This window comes from Deinococcus arboris, from assembly GCF_009755355.1.
Classification (GTDB): Bacteria; Deinococcota; Deinococci; order Deinococcales; family Deinococcaceae; genus Deinococcus; species Deinococcus betulae.
Genome location: NZ_WQLB01000042.1, coordinates 1 through 13,442, shown reverse-complemented (window position 1 = coordinate 13,442; position 13,442 = coordinate 1). Strand labels below are relative to the sequence as shown.

General features: G+C 67.4%; 14 protein-coding genes. 3 read left to right on the top strand and 11 right to left on the bottom strand.

The window, feature by feature from the left end:
* The 3 genes from GO986_RS20270 to GO986_RS20260 all read right to left on the bottom strand — a co-directional run bounded on the left by GO986_RS20270 (nucleotide 1) and on the right by GO986_RS20260 (nucleotide 2,636).
* Entirely contained in the window at nucleotides 1–918 is a 918-nt protein-coding gene (locus GO986_RS20270) for a manganese catalase family protein (RefSeq protein ID WP_157461338.1), read from the bottom strand.
* 97 nt (nucleotides 919–1,015) lie between these two features.
* A complete protein-coding gene (locus GO986_RS20265) occupies nucleotides 1,016–1,564 on the bottom strand; it encodes a hypothetical protein (protein ID WP_369409500.1) in 549 nt (182 codons plus the stop codon).
* A gap of 739 nt (nucleotides 1,565–2,303) precedes the next feature.
* Complete coding sequence (locus tag GO986_RS20260; RefSeq protein WP_157461337.1) at nucleotides 2,304–2,636, bottom strand: hypothetical protein; 333 nt, start codon at nucleotides 2,634–2,636, stop codon at nucleotides 2,304–2,306.
* A 309-nt stretch (nucleotides 2,637–2,945) separates the two neighbouring features.
* On the opposite strand from GO986_RS20260, the gene GO986_RS20255 reads away from it, so the two are divergent.
* Complete coding sequence (locus tag GO986_RS20255) at nucleotides 2,946–3,224, top strand: stage V sporulation protein S (RefSeq protein WP_157461336.1); 279 nt, start codon at nucleotides 2,946–2,948, stop codon at nucleotides 3,222–3,224.
* 60 nt (nucleotides 3,225–3,284) lie between these two features.
* Here the strand turns inward: GO986_RS20255 and bshC are convergent, their stop codons facing one another.
* Nucleotides 3,285–4,841: a bacillithiol biosynthesis cysteine-adding enzyme BshC gene (gene bshC / locus GO986_RS20250; protein WP_157461335.1), complete on the bottom strand. Its 1,557-nt coding sequence runs from the start codon at nucleotides 4,839–4,841 to the stop codon at nucleotides 3,285–3,287.
* A gap of 157 nt (nucleotides 4,842–4,998) precedes the next feature.
* Nucleotides 4,999–5,673: a Crp/Fnr family transcriptional regulator gene (locus GO986_RS20245; protein WP_157461334.1), complete on the bottom strand. Its 675-nt coding sequence runs from the start codon at nucleotides 5,671–5,673 to the stop codon at nucleotides 4,999–5,001.
* A gap of 331 nt (nucleotides 5,674–6,004) precedes the next feature.
* Here GO986_RS20245 and GO986_RS20240 point away from each other — a divergent pair, with 331 nt between their 5' ends.
* The gene (locus tag GO986_RS20240; protein ID WP_157461333.1) at nucleotides 6,005–6,757 is read left to right on the top strand and encodes a WecB/TagA/CpsF family glycosyltransferase; all 753 of its coding nucleotides are present in this window, start codon (nucleotides 6,005–6,007) and stop codon (nucleotides 6,755–6,757) included.
* 227 nt (nucleotides 6,758–6,984) lie between these two features.
* Here the strand turns inward: GO986_RS20240 and GO986_RS20235 are convergent, their stop codons facing one another.
* From GO986_RS20235 to GO986_RS20220, 4 genes are read right to left on the bottom strand one after another with little or no spacing between them, the layout of a single operon-like run.
* Nucleotides 6,985–8,289, bottom strand: a complete 1,305-nt coding sequence (locus tag GO986_RS20235; RefSeq protein ID WP_157461332.1) for an aminotransferase family protein — start codon at nucleotides 8,287–8,289, stop codon at nucleotides 6,985–6,987.
* A gap of 19 nt (nucleotides 8,290–8,308) precedes the next feature.
* Nucleotides 8,309–9,163: a hypothetical protein gene (locus GO986_RS20230; protein ID WP_369409499.1), complete on the bottom strand. Its 855-nt coding sequence runs from the start codon at nucleotides 9,161–9,163 to the stop codon at nucleotides 8,309–8,311.
* A complete protein-coding gene (locus GO986_RS20225) occupies nucleotides 9,157–9,627 on the bottom strand; it encodes a DinB family protein (RefSeq protein ID WP_369409498.1) in 471 nt (156 codons plus the stop codon). The genes GO986_RS20230 and GO986_RS20225 overlap by 7 nt, the downstream gene beginning before the upstream one ends.
* On the bottom strand, nucleotides 9,621–10,121 hold the full coding sequence (locus GO986_RS20220) for a DinB family protein (RefSeq protein ID WP_157461330.1): 501 nt from the start codon (nucleotides 10,119–10,121) through the stop codon (nucleotides 9,621–9,623). The genes GO986_RS20225 and GO986_RS20220 overlap by 7 nt, the downstream gene beginning before the upstream one ends.
* 59 nt (nucleotides 10,122–10,180) lie before the next feature.
* Here GO986_RS20220 and GO986_RS20215 point away from each other — a divergent pair, with 59 nt between their 5' ends.
* Entirely contained in the window at nucleotides 10,181–10,525 is a 345-nt protein-coding gene (locus GO986_RS20215) for a DUF4180 domain-containing protein (protein WP_157461329.1), read from the top strand.
* A 31-nt stretch (nucleotides 10,526–10,556) separates the two neighbouring features.
* Here the strand turns inward: GO986_RS20215 and GO986_RS20210 are convergent, their stop codons facing one another.
* Together GO986_RS20210 and GO986_RS20205 are read right to left on the bottom strand one after the other, a co-directional pair.
* The gene (locus GO986_RS20210) at nucleotides 10,557–12,134 is read right to left on the bottom strand and encodes an L-glutamate gamma-semialdehyde dehydrogenase (protein ID WP_157461328.1); all 1,578 of its coding nucleotides are present in this window, start codon (nucleotides 12,132–12,134) and stop codon (nucleotides 10,557–10,559) included.
* 148 nt (nucleotides 12,135–12,282) lie between these two features.
* Entirely contained in the window at nucleotides 12,283–13,188 is a 906-nt protein-coding gene (locus GO986_RS20205; RefSeq protein ID WP_369409497.1) for an ROK family protein, read from the bottom strand.
* Between the last annotated feature and the right edge of the window lie 254 nt (nucleotides 13,189–13,442).

The following is a 13,442-nucleotide window of genomic DNA, read 5'->3' as shown; positions in this document are numbered from 1 at the left end:
TTAACGCAGACGAGCTTTATCGTGCAGCTTCTGGGCGATTTCCATGATTTCGCCCATGTCCCAGTCGGGTGAAAAGGCCGCCGAATCGTGGCCGCCGTCGACAAGGTCGCCGCCCTCAATTTCGGTGTACTCGCCCACGCGCACCTCGGACCCGTCTTCGGGGTGGGTGCCGTTCCAGATCTGGCCCAGTTCCTTGTAATCGGTGTCGCTAAAGCGGTACAGAATCTGGTGCAGGCCCCGGTCCATCACGGCCCTGGCTTCGGGAATCTTGGCAGTGGGAATGTTTGGCATGGGCAGCATCTTGTTGATGGTCACGCCAGTCAGACTTTCTAGGGCCTTGCCGTAAGCAATCTGGTGAACGCCGCCGCGCACCAGCAGGTAGCCCACCAGGGCTTTGGCCGTGGGGTCGTCCACCATCTCGTAAACACGCAGCTTGTTGTGGCGGGCCGCGCCTTCAAGGAAGAAGTTATGCGTCAGGTCCAGCATGAGGTTGCCGCTGGAATACACGTAGTCGCCGGTCCAGGCCTTGCCGTGAGAGTCGGCAATCAGGGTGCCGGGGCCAGCCCCGATAAAGTGCTTGGTGTTGCGCACGTCCTGGGCGAAGGAAAAGGGGTGCGTGGCCGGGTCCACAGGCTCTTCCTGCGCCTTGGGATCAGGGCCGGCCAGCAGGCTGTTGATGGCAGCCGACACGAGTTCAATGTGCCCCAGTTCCTCAGCGGCAATGTTGGCAATCAGTTCGTAGTAGGGCCGCAGGGTGTCCTTGCCCCGGAAATTGAACGACTGCGTCATGTAGTTCATCATCGTGGACATCTCGCCAAAGCGGCCGCCCATCAGTTCCTGAACCGTGGCGGCGCCGTTGGGGTTCGCTTCTTTGGGGAGGGGAAGGTCAAATTGCAGTTTGTCGATGCGTAAGAACATGGTGTGCCCTCCTAGGTACAGTGATGCACCCGCAGCACACCGGAATCCCCGTCCTCATAAGGTCTGTTCCCCTACCTTGTGGGGGCTGCCCCAACGCTTAGACCCGGTTCCCTGAGAAGCGTTCCAAAGCCGTTAACTCTACAGGAGCCCTGGCGCGGTCCGCCAGAAAGCGGCCCTGGGTCAGCAGGCGGTTGGCCGCCGTATGGTCGTGGGCCAGCGCCTCGGTCACGGCCTGATTCAGCAGCGCCAGTTGCTCGCCCAGCAGGCTTTCGGGGGTGTGGCCCTGACCACCCAGTTGCTGCCGGGCCGCTGGGGTCACGGCCAGGTAGGCGCGCAGGGTGTCGGGCAGATACTCGGCGCGCGTCTGGCGCAGCAAAAAGTGGGTGGCGGGTTCGGTGTCCTGCGGCGCGTCTTCCAGGCGGCACAGCAGGGCCAGCGTATAGAGGCGGTGCGGCTCGGGCAGGCGCAGGGCCAGGGCTGGGGCATCGTCGGCCTGCACAGGGGGATTGGGCAGGGTGGCGGTAACCGGCTGCCGCAAGGCCAGGGCCGCGCGGTCCATGGCGTGCCGGTGAATCAGGTGGCGGCGCAGCAGCGGGAAGCCAAAGACGCTGCCAAAAAAGAACAGGGGAACCAGAATCTCTTCCACAGGGACAACCTCGGCGGCAGGGGAGGGGAAATGAGGAGGCCGGAGGACCGGCGGGAGAAGGCCCATCGGCTGAGCTGAAGGCCACAGTAGCCCGGCGACGGTTCTGACGGCGTCCGTCTTTAGGCGGAAGTTGAGGGAAGGTGGGGCTGTTAGCCCGCATGTTTCAGTGGAGGCGGCTCAGCCTGGCCGCCGTGCGTCAGTGCTGAAAGGAGCCCTGGCCACCGCGCCTACTGACTCCTAACCCGTGGGTTGTGCCAAAGATTCAAGCTGAGCGAGCTGACCCGGCGGCGCAGAAGACGGAGGCAGCACCGCCGCAGCGTGGAGTCTAGGTGCCCAATCAATACGGATGGCTCAGTGGACCAGACGGAAGCCGCCGCACAGCACTCAGGCGAAGGTGCGACGACCAGGCAACAGACCGCCGAGTTATTCGGGGGTGGCAAAGCGTCGCAGCCGAGCGAACGGCAGCGATAAAAAGGAATCGGTTCCTGGAAGCAATTCAGGGCCTCTTCAAGCTGCTCGGCGTCGCATGTGTATGGCTGTTCCGAGGAGCAAGCTGCTAAACCCAGATTGGCTCTGCTCGCAGGCACACCAATTTCCTTTGAGGACAGTTAAAGAACCGCCATCCGTTTTTTGCGGCACTGCTGGGAGGGCTGGTTCTTCCTCATTCCGACCGCCTCACCGAAGAAAGGCAGGCGACCCTGTGCGCCTGCCCTGCTCACCGCCGTCTGCTTCCTTCATGTCAATCTAGCTGATTCACAGGCCGCGCTAAGTCCAGCCAGCCACAGTCGCGCAGGTACGCGCGGAACTCGGTAAGCAGGTCGCGGGCGTCCTGACGTTCAGATTCGTGTAGAGCGCGCAGCCAGGCCTCGCCCGTGGCGCGGGTGTAGGCCAGCAGTGGAGCAGGCCGGCCCAGGTAGGTCTCCAGGGTCTCCAGAAGGTCCTCATAGCGGGCGCGGCGCCAGGGCTTTTCCCGCGTGATTTCGGCCAGAAAGTCAGCGGCGGCGTGCTCCAGCAGCAGCGTGCGGCCCACAGGGCCGGGTGCCTTGACGGCCACCACCTTGGGCTGGCTCATGCGGCCCCGTCTGAGGAGGCCTGAAGGGCACTCGGCGTCAGATGCGTGTCCGGCAACGGGTGCCAGCCGCTGGCTTTTTCAGAGGGAACGGTCATGGCGGGCAGTCTGGCGGCGGAAGGTCACCGGTTCTTCTGCTGCGGGTCAGGCTTTTGTCAGCGGAGAACCGAAGTTTGGGTCGCAGCGGGCGTCCCATCTGACCCTGCCCCCGCCGGGGGCATCCTCACAAAAGCCCCTGTGGGAATTGTTCCAGCTGGCCCCAGCGCTTAAACTTGCTCTATTACCACGGTTCCGTGGAAGGAGAGCATTACCTTGGAAACCCTTCGCGTCTCCGGCACTTCCCGTCCTAATGCCATCGCCGGTGCCATCGCCGCTCTGCTGCGGTCACAGGGCGAGGTGGATATTCAGGCCATCGGCCCAGCCGCCGTCAATCAGGCGGTCAAGGCCCTGGCCATTGCGCGCGGTTACCTGACTGGCGACGGCCTTGACCTCTACACCCAGCCGGAATTTGTGAAGCTGGATGTACAGGCCGAGGAACGCACCGCTGTCCGCTTTCTGGTGAAGGCCATTCAGGGTACGCCCAGCGTCTAGCAGTGAATTTGAGGAGCGGGGCAGCCTGTCTGTGGCCGCCCCGCCCTTTTTGTCTCCGGGTTACGCGATGGTCACTTCGCCCTGAAAGCCTGCGGGCAGCCCCAGCAGTTGCCGCAGGGGCGCGTCGCCGTGCTTGAGCAGCAGGCTCAGAAAATTGAGTTCGCGTTCTTGCGGCACGCCACCGGGTAGCAGGTGGGCCTTGAGGCGACTGAGCTGCCGGGTGCGGTCATTCTCAGCGCGGGCGAGGGCATGAATGGCCAGGGTTTGCAGGTGCGCCACGCGGGCGGTGGTGCGGGCGCGGGTGCGCTCGGCAGCACCAGTCAGGGTGGGGTCCAGGGCGCCCAGGTCGGCAGTCAGCTCCCTCAGTTCGGCGTCCAGGGCGTCCAGTCTGGCCACGGCGGCGGCCCCGGCCCCACGCTCGGCGGCCAGGGCGCGGCCCAGCACCCCCTCGGGGTCCGCCCGGACCTGGGCGGCCGTCGCTTTCAGGCGGCCCAGCAGGCGGGCCACGTTGGGTTCCAGCCAGGTCACGCTCAGGCGCGGCCACAGCAGGGGCTGGTGCAGGCCGTGCAGCGGGTACACGTCCCGCAGCTGCGCCGCGTAGGCGATCTCACCGGGGCCCACCACAAAGGCCAGGGTGGGCAGCAGCGCGTCCTGCACGGCCGGGCGCAGGCCAGCCGCTGGAGTCAGGCGGGTGGGGTCGGCGTCCAGCCGTGTGAGCAGGTCGCTGACGGTGTAAGTCCGGGTCTCGGTGTAGAGCTGACTTCCCTCAGCGCGCAGCAGGCGGCGCTGGCCATCCTCCTCTTCCAGAAAGAGGTTGGTGGCGCCAGCGGGCCGCCGCAACTGCGGCTCAAAGCCGTCCTGTTCCAGCCGCACGGCCGCCGCTTCAATGGCCGCCGAGGAGGCCAGGGGCGCCCGCAGCTCACGCGCCAGGGTGGGGGCCATCAGGCGGGCCAGGGCTGGGTGCAGGGGGTCCAGCACCACCAGACCGGCCGGTGCCAGCAGGCCGTGCATCAACCGGGCAAACACGTCGGCGTAGCTGCCGCCAGCGCGGGTGGCCGCGTCTATCCGGGTGCGAACCGCCCGCACATGCTCGGCCGGCGCATCAAAGGTGTCCAGAAGAGCGTGAACCTGCGCGGTCCATTCGGGGCGCCACGGTACGCGGCCTACCGGCACCCCGGCGGGCACGTCCAGGGTCAGGCGGTGCAGGCGCTCATTCATGTCCAGCAGGGTCGTGCTGGCCACCTCGGCCGCGTCGTGGTCCTGGCTGGCCACCCAGTACACCGCCACGACCGGGCGGTCGTCGTCGTGCAGCTGCCGGGCCAGCAGCGTGGCGTCGGCGCCCTTGTGCACCGCGTAGGCGGGGCCGGTCAGCGCGCCCGCCTGCTGCCCGGTGACCACCACCCGCGAGCGGGGATGGGCCAGTCGCTCCAGCTGCGCTTCTGTGTCGGCGTTCAGCGTCCCCAGGTCGCGGTGATAGTCGCGCAGGGCGCTGGCCAGGGCGCGGCGGTCCAGGTCCGGCCGCTCCTCGGTGAGGGCCTGCGCGGTGGCGCCCACCGGCAAGCGGAAATACTCGCCCATGTGCCCCTGCCTGAACTCTGCCGCTGCGCTCTTTGCCATGCTGCTTGCTTCCCTCCCGGCCACCAAGCTGGGGTGGACGCCTGTCGTGAATGTGTGAACCAATGGCCCTGGGCGGCTGCCCGGCCCGGCGCCGCTACGTTCGCGCGGCGGCGGGGCCAGATACTGCAACGCCGCTCACAGTACGGCGCGGCGTTGCCTAGCGCAGCGGTTCGCGGGTAACCCGCAGGAGGCCCTCTCGGTCGGTCAGGATAATACGCCGGTAGCCCAGGTCCAGTAGGCCGCGCGTGCGGAAATCGCCCAGCAGTTTGGTGATTGTCTCGCGCGTGCTGCCCACCACATGCGCGAGGTCCTGGTGTGACACCCGGTCACGCAGGGCCAGGGCGCCGCCTTCTGGCCAGGGGCCTTCGCGCTCGGCGAGGTGCAGCAGCGCCACCGCCAGCCGCTGAGAGACCTCCAGAAAGACCAGCCCCGAGAGCCGCTCCTGTACGCCGCGTGTTTGCCGCGTCATCTGCTCGGTGAGGGCCACGCCCACAGCAGGCTGCGCGCCCGTCAGGCGGGTCAGCGCCTCCTGGCCCAGCAGCAGGGCCTCGGTGTCGTCCATGGCCTCGGCGTACATGCCGTAGCGGGCGCCGGGTGTCAGCGCCAGCACGCCCAGCAGGGCGCCGGGGCCGTGAACGTCCAGCGTGACCTCGCGTGCGCCGGCACCCAGCCGGTACAGGCGGGCGGCGCCGCGTAACAAGACAAACAGGGTTTCGGCCGCGTCTTCTGGGTGGTACAGCAACTCTGTGCGGCTCCAGCGGTTCACGCGGCCGGCGGCCATCACCTGCGCCTGAGCGTCCGCAGGCAGGGCACCGAAAGCTCCGGGCAACATGCACAGCAGTATGCCCCAGCCTGGGCAGGTGGGTACGGGGGCGGGCAGAGGCGGAGGGAAGAGCGCAGCCTGAAAGTTGAGTGCGGCCCAGGCAGGTTCGTCTTCTGGTGGTTTGAAGAGGGTAGAGGGGTGTAGTTCGGTCTTGATCTGCCCACTGGCACGGTCCCGCCCGCCCGGCTGGCTTGCGGCGGCATGAGGGGTGAGCATTCTTCCCTGCTGCACGGCAAGGCGTTGTGTGTGCAGCAGGCGCCTCCTCTCCAGCGTTCCTGGATTTTCCTCCACGGCGCGGGGTGCTGCTCTCTGAACCGGTTGCATTACAATCGGCTCCAGCATGACCACCCCCGAGCCGCCTCAGCGCCTGACCCTGTTTGACCTGCCGCTGGACGTTCTTTCGCTGGACCCTGTTCTGGACCGCCTGGGTGCCTGGGTGACTGCCCCGGTGCGCGCGCCGCATACCGTGGTGACCCTGAATCCTGAATTCATTGTGCAGTCGCGCACCCAGCCGGATTTTGTCAATGCCATGCAGGTGGCCGATCTCGTTACAGCCGACGGTGTGGGAACCGTGTGGGCCGCCCGCCAGCTCACTGGGACCGAGGTGCCGCGTGCCCCTGGCTTTGACATCGTGCAGGGCTTAATGCAGCGGCACGGCCCACGCCTGCGCGTGTTTTTTCTGGGGGCCAAACCCGGCGTGGCCGAAGTCGCCGCGCAGAACGCTGCTCGGGACTACGGCATTCAGGTGGCGGGCATTCACCACGGGTATTTTGACCTGCCCGACGACCAGCGCGTGGCGGAACTGGTACGTGAAAGCCGCGCCGACCTGCTGCTGACGGGCATGGGGGCCGGGCGCCAGGAAACCTTCAACCAGTACTGGCGCCAGGTGATGAACGTCCCGGTCATGATCGGCTGCGGCGGTGTGATTGACGTGCTGGCCGGCACCGCCGACCTTGCGCCCGCCTGGACCCGGCGGCTGGGTGTGGAGTGGATCTGGCGCGTGGGCCTGGACCGCAAACGCTGGAACCGGGCGCCCCGCCTGGCTCAGTTTGTGCGCATGGTGCGCGCCGAGAAAAAGCGCTTGAAGAAATGACGGCAGGGCGCTGAGGAGCTTGTCTCAGCGCCCTGCTTGAGGGCGTTCAGCTGTGTCTATAGTCCTGTGGCTGAATGGCTCTCACATGAAGGCGTATGCGTCTGCCTCTTGTAGACGAATGCCAATGTTTGCTTCAGGGCGAACGGAACAGAGGCCCTCAGGTTTCAGGCGTGGCGCGGAGACAGCAGGGCCCTGGCACGGGGTCGGCACCACAGCCGACATCCTTCTCAGACAGCGGCGCTAACCCCAGTGGTCGCCAGTGCCCGGTCCAGGGCCGCCAGCATGACCGCTACTTCTGCTACCGAGATACTCAGGGGCGGACCCAGCAGCAGGTGGTCGCCCCGCGTGCCGTCCACCGCACCCGAGCCGGGGTAGGTCAGCAGGCCCTCCTCGCGGGCGGCGGCAGCCACGCGCTCGGCCAGACCGGGCTGCGGAAAAGCCTCTCCGGTCTCCGGGTCGCCCAACACCAGCCCCAGCAGCAGGCCGTGGCCCCGCGCCGCCAGCACCTGCGGATGCCTGGCTTGCAAGGCTTGCAAGCCGGACAGCAACTGCGCGCCGCGCTCACGGGCCGCCGTCACCAGCGCCTCCCTTTCCACGATGTCCAGCACACTCAGCCCGGCCGCCACACTCACCGGATGACCGGCGTAGGTAAAGCCGTGCTTGAAAGCGCCGCTGCCGTTCATCACCGTGTCGTAGACCGCTGGGGCCGCCATCAGGCCGGCCAGCGGGGCGTAGCCGGCGGCCAGGCCCTTGCCCAGCACCACAAGGTCGGGCGTGACTTCCCAGCCCAGCCGCACGGCCAGCGGCGCCCCGCAGCGGCCCATGCCGCTCATAACCTCGTCGGCAATGAACAGCACGCCATATTCGCGGCAGATCTTGGCAATGTGCGCGTGGTAGCCCGCATTCGGCGCCAGCGCCGCGTCCGAGGCACCCACCACCGGTTCACAGATAAACGCCGCCACCGTCTCTGGTCCAGCCGCTTCCAGCACGGCCCGCAGGCGTTCGGCATCCTGCAACCCGCTGAGGCTGGGGTCAGGTTTGGGCATCTTGGGCCAGGCGTCTTCGCGGATCAGGGGCGCGTAGACCTCGCGCCGGGCCCCCATTCCAGACGCCGCCAGCGCCCCCAGCGAGGCGCCGTGGTAACTGGGGACGCGGGTCACCACCTTGAAGCGCCCCGGCTCGCCGCGTTCGACGTGGTATTGCCGCGCCAGTTTGATAGCGCTCTCGTTGGCCTCCGAGCCGCCGGAAACCCCCCAGAAGCGGAAGCCAGGCAGCGTCAGAAAGTCGGCCAGCCGCGCCGCATACGTTTCCAGAACCTCACTGGAAAACTGCGAGCCGTGAACAAAGGCCAGTTGGCTTACCTGCGCGGCCATCGCCTGCGCGACCTCCGTCCGGCCATGCCCAATATTGGCCACCAGCGCCCCGGAGGAGCCGTCCAGATACCGCTGGCCCTGGGCATCCTCGATAAACACCCCCTCAGCACGCACGGCGACGGGATAGGACTTACGGGAGCGGTAAAAGACGTTGGACATGACAAGTTTCCTCTTGAGGTCAGGTGGGAGAAGTGAAGTGAGTGGGGAGGGCCAGCCACTCGCCCAGCGGCGGCGCTCCCTCCACTTCCAGCGTCAGCAGGATGAGGCGGCAGGCAGCGCGGTGGGCGCTCAGGTCGGGAAAAGGTTGCATTTCACGGTAGCCGGCTTCAAACGCCTGGGCCTGCGCCCCGTCCAGCAGCACTTCCCAGAAACAGAGGTCCAGTTCTGGTGGCGCCAGGGCCGACGCCTCGACATCCACTAGGGCGAAGGGCTGCCCCTCACGCCACACGAACTGGCTGCCGTTCCAGTCAAGCAGCATGGGCACGGCGGCGCTGGGCGCTGGAGCGGCCCGAAGGATCGCTGTCACCGTGGCCTCATGTGCGGCCCAGTCCTGAAAGCGGTAGCGGGGGGCCACCGCCTGAATCATCGCCAGGGCGCGGGGATAAAACTCGGCGAGGGGAAAGCGGTGGGTGCCCGTCACGTCGCCAAAGTGGAGCTGCGGGTGGGTGTGTACCGCCGCCACCCGCCGGCCCAGCTCGCGGGCGTCGGCCTGGGCAAAGTCACCCGTGTCACCTTCTATAAACTCGACCCGAAGCGTGGGCCCACCCTGAAAGTCGGTCAGGCCAGCCACAGCTGGTACCGCCCAGACGTTCAGGCGTCGCCAGAAGGCGTAAGTCCCAGCCGTGGCTTTCAGGTCGCGGGGGTCCACCCCGAACAGCCTGCCCAGGCCCAGCATGAAAGCACTGACCTCAGGGGCAGTCCACCACGAGCGGCGCCAGAGTTCGGGGCCGGCCTCCGTCTCGACCCGCCAGACGTGCGACGCGCGGCTGGGGTCGCCGGCGTTCAGCTCGGTGAACGACTGGGCCTCTACCACGTATCACCTCCGCCCGGCGGGGGCCACAGCCCCAGCGCCTGACGAACCAGCACGACCTGCCCCAGATGGTAGGCGCCGTGCCCAGCGAAGTTGACCAGCATGGCGGCCCAGGGCTGACCCTGCGGGGTGGTGCCGGCGGCAAAGTCGGGGTCGCGGCTCAGCTCGCGCAGCCGCGCCTGACCCGCCAGCAGCTCGGCGCGCAGGGCGGCCCAGTCGCCCGGTGGGGGCCAGCCGGCGCTGGCATGTTCCGGCCACGCGGGGGCCTGGCCCGCCGCCGCGTCCAGCAGCCACGCCTGCCAGAACTGCACGTGGGCCGCCACCTGCGCGGCGGAATGCGGCAGGCCCGGCGGCACGCGCGCGGCGTCCTCTGCCCCCAGCCCTTTAAGCGCCTGCTCCCACGACACATTCGCTGGGCCGCCCAGGAACAGGTTGCCGGTGGCCTTGCCAAAGACGCCGCTTACCACGTGTCGCCGCCGCCGGGAGGAGGCCAGGCCCCCAGCGCCTGCCGCACCGTCACAACCTGCCCAAAGTGGTGGGCGGTGTGCAGCGCCATGTCGGCCAGCAGTTCCCCGATGGTCTCTTCGTGGTTGACGGGGTTGGCCAGGTCAGGCCGCGCGGCGTGCGGGTCTATGCGCGCCAGCAGTTCGTAAAATTCGTTTTTGACGTCCCGCCACTCGTCGGCGCCGACTGCCGGCCAGGTCTCGGCCGCCGCCTTCGGGTACGGCTGGCTCTGGCCCATTTCGATGATGTCCAGCATCCAGCGGTTCCACCAGTTGATGTGCGCCACCAGTTCGGCCACCGAATGCGGCAGGTGCTGGGGGCGCGTGGCGGCCTGCTCGTCCGAAAGACCGCTCAGGGACGCCTCCACGCCCACAAAGGCCTGCCCCCCCCGGAACAGCTTGGGCAGCAGGCGGGCGAAGGCCAGTTGAGCGCGGGTGTTGCGGTCAGGGTCAGTCATGGGGGTAGTGTTGCAGAAGGCCGGGCGCTGAGGGCAGCAGAGAGGAGGCGGTTAGAGAAATGAAGGCAGACGTATACATCAGGACAGCGGCCGAACTGGGCCTGACGTTCCGGGATGCCAGCGACACCGCGCAGGTGCTGGGGGCCATCTACGGCCTGGACGGCCTGATTCTCTCTGTGGCCGACCTCTCGCCTGAGTTCCTGAATCTGCGCACCGGACTGCTGGGCGAGCTGTTTCAGACCTTCGTGAACTGGCGGCTGCCTGTGGCCGTGGTGGTCCCCGACCCGGCCGCCCACGGCGAGCGCTTCGCCGAGCTGGCCCGCGAGCACGCCCGCCATCCCAGCATCCGCTTTGTGCCTACGGAGGTGCAGGGGCGCCAGTGGCTGGAAACGCAGACGGGATAAACCCGCTGGCCTTCTCCCAGCCACATTGGCTCTAATACCGCTGGGCCACCGTTTTCGTTTGCAGGAACCAGAACAGGTAGTCCGGGCCGCCGACCTTGGCGTTGGTGCCGCTCATGCCGTAGCCGCCGAAGGCGTGGGTGCCTGACAGCGCCCCGGTGCATTTGCGGTTGATGTACAGGTTGCCCACATGGATGCGCTTTCTGGCTTCGGCAATCTTGTGAGGGTCGCGGCTGTAAAACGCGGCAGTCAGGCCATATTCCGAGTCGTTGGCCAGGTCGATGGCGTGCTGCCAGTCGCGCGCGCGGGTAAAGGCCAGCACGGGCCCAAAGATTTCTTCCTGAAACAGCGGGTCGTTCGGCGCCACATCGGCAAAAAGGGTGGGCGCGACGTAGCCGCCCTCGCGGCCGCCGGTGTCAGGCGCCTCGCCGCCCAGGACCAGGCGGGCGCTCTGCTGGCCGCGCGCCACGAAACCCTGAATACGCTCGGCGCTGCCGGGGTGGATGACCGGGCCCAGGTCCGCGTTGTCTTCAGGCAGGCCCACCTTCAGCCCGCTGGCCAGCGCCGTCACCTTCTCCAGCAGGGCGTCGTGCACGCTCTCCTCGACAATCACGCGCGAGCAGGCCGAGCACTTCTGGCCCGCGTACCCGTAGGCCGCCTGCACGATGCCGGCCGCCGCCGCGTCCAGGTCGCCGTCGGCGCACACGACCGTCGGGTCCTTGCCGCCCATCTCGGCAATGACGCGCTTGAGCCAGCGCTGACCGGGCTGCACCTTGGCGGCGCGCTCGTAGATGCGGCAGCCGATTTCCTTGCTGCCAGTAAAGGCAATCATGCGAATGCCGGGGTGGTCCACCAGCGGGTCGCCCAGCACGTCGTCGGTGCCGGTCAGGAACTGAATAGCTCCTCTGGGCAGCCCAGCCTCAAACAGCAGTTCGACCAGCAGGTACGACGACAGTGGGGTTTCGCTGGCAGGTTTCCAGATCACCGTGTTGCCAGCGGCAAGGGCCCCCAGCGCCATGCCCAGCGGAATTGCACTGGGAAAGTTCCAGGGGCTGATACAGGCGACTACGCCCAGCGGCTCATACACGGTGGTCACGTGTTCGTCGGGCATGGGATAGACCGGCTTGCCCTGCGACCAGCGCAGCGTTTCCCGCGCAAAGACCTCGAAATGGTCCACCGACTCGGCGACCTCGCCGTCGGCCTCGGGCCAGTTCTTGCCGTTTTCCAGGGTCATGACGGCATTGAGTTCAAAGCGGCGCGCCCGTAGCAGTTCGGCGGCGCGCTTGAAGATGCTGGCGCGCTGAAAGGGGTCTGAAAAGCGCCAGTCCTCGAAAGCCGTCTGGGCGGCTTGAATCGCCTGCTCCAGCTGCCCTGGGGTGGCCTTCTGGAAACGCCACACGGTCTCGCGGGTGTCGGCTGGATTGCGGACCTCGAAAGTGCCGCTGCCCTCGTCGGCCTGGCCGCCAATCAGCAGGGGAAAGGTGCGGCCCAGATACTGCTCGCGGACCTGGGCAAACGCCTGGCGCTGAAGAGCGGCCACCGCCTCGTCGCGGAAATTGAAATAGGGTTCATGCTCGAAGGGCAAAAACCCTTCCATCATTGTGGTCGTCATGTGCCGTGCCTCCTCTGAAAGTTTCTGGAGGCTAACACACGCTGGCCCAGGCCAAGGAACAGGCTGACAGACGGCAAAAAGGCGGCGCTGAGGCGTGTTGAGAAGAGGAGCTGGCCTGTGAAAACCTGTCAATTGAAAGGTGAGGTCTTCAGGCCTCCTGGCTGGCCCACAGCGCCGCACCTATCAGGCCCGCGTCGGCCCCCAGCGCGGCGTGAACAAGTTCGGGTTGATACCGCACTGGAAAGCAGGTCAGCGCCGCGCGCACCCGCGCCAGATAACCAGGTCTCAGGCCCACGCTGCCGCCCAGAGCCACCCGCGTCACGCCCAGCAGCGCGGCCACGTCGGCACACTTCCAGGCCAGCAGCGCCGCTGAATGGTCGTAGGCGGCGCCCGCTGCTTCATGCCCAGCCTCGGCGGCGTCACACAGGGCGCGGGCATCGGCCAGCCCCAGCGCGGCGGCCTGTGCCCCCAGGGCCGTGCCGCTCGTCTCGAATTCCAGTGGTCCCAGGCGGCCCAGGGGAGTCGGGGCACCCTCACCCCACACGGCAGGCACCTGGACAAAGCCCAGCTCGGCGTCCAGGCCGTTGGCTGCCAGGTGCAGCCGCCCACCCAGCACCAGCCCCGCCCCTACGCCAGTGCTGACCGTGACGAACATGAATTCTGTGGTGTCCCTTCCAGCGCCTGCCACGTATTCGCCCCAGGCGGCGGCGCGGGCGTCGTTCAGGGCGGCGGCGGGCAGGCCCAGGCCCGCGCCCAGTGTCTCGGCCAGGGGAATGTCCACCCAGCCAGGAAAGGTATGGGCGGCGGTGGCGGTCACCCGGCCCCCGGCGACGGCCCCGGCGCAGGCGACGCCCACAGCACCTGCCTGTGTGGCCAGGGGCTTTGCCAGCTCCAGAACAGCGTTCAGCACGGCGTCTGGTGCGGCGGGACGCGGCGTGGCGGTCTGGCGCCGCTCGGTCACGCGCCCGCCGTCCACAAGCGCCGCTCGGAGACTGGTGCCGCCGATATCCAGGGCCAGCAGCGGAGAAGAGGCAGGCCAGGCGGTGCGGGTCACAGGCGCATTCTGGCATCCCTGAAGGTCACACCCCGTCGAAAGGGGAGAGACGTGAAGAGGCTATGGGGGTTTACGGCGCCCCAGCGGTGTGAATCCATCGCGCCGACTTCTTCCTACAGGTCCGACCCATCTGGGAGCGTCCTGCCTGGTTTCAGTTGGCTTCAGCCTGGAACATATCGAGAGCGCTCGTGCTGGGGTGAGCGGCCTTCCCGCAACTGCTGTTGGCGGTTTTTCGCCTGCTCTGCAAAGGCCGC

Coding starts and splice junctions, on each gene's coding strand:
- GO986_RS20220 (WP_157461330.1), bottom strand. CDS start 10,121: ATGACTGACCCTGACCGCAACACCCGCGCTCAACTGGCCTTCGCCCGC.
- GO986_RS20245 (WP_157461334.1), bottom strand. CDS start 5,673: ATGTTGCCCGGAGCTTTCGGTGCCCTGCCTGCGGACGCTCAGGCGCAG.
- GO986_RS20260 (WP_157461337.1), bottom strand. CDS start 2,636: ATGAGCCAGCCCAAGGTGGTGGCCGTCAAGGCACCCGGCCCTGTGGGC.
- GO986_RS20210 (WP_157461328.1), bottom strand. CDS start 12,134: ATGACGACCACAATGATGGAAGGGTTTTTGCCCTTCGAGCATGAACCC.
- bshC (WP_157461335.1), bottom strand. CDS start 4,841: ATGGCAAAGAGCGCAGCGGCAGAGTTCAGGCAGGGGCACATGGGCGAG.
- GO986_RS20270 (WP_157461338.1), bottom strand. CDS start 918: ATGTTCTTACGCATCGACAAACTGCAATTTGACCTTCCCCTCCCCAAA.
- GO986_RS20240 (WP_157461333.1), top strand. CDS start 6,005: ATGACCACCCCCGAGCCGCCTCAGCGCCTGACCCTGTTTGACCTGCCG.
- GO986_RS20215 (WP_157461329.1), top strand. CDS start 10,181: ATGAAGGCAGACGTATACATCAGGACAGCGGCCGAACTGGGCCTGACG.
- GO986_RS20235 (WP_157461332.1), bottom strand. CDS start 8,289: ATGTCCAACGTCTTTTACCGCTCCCGTAAGTCCTATCCCGTCGCCGTG.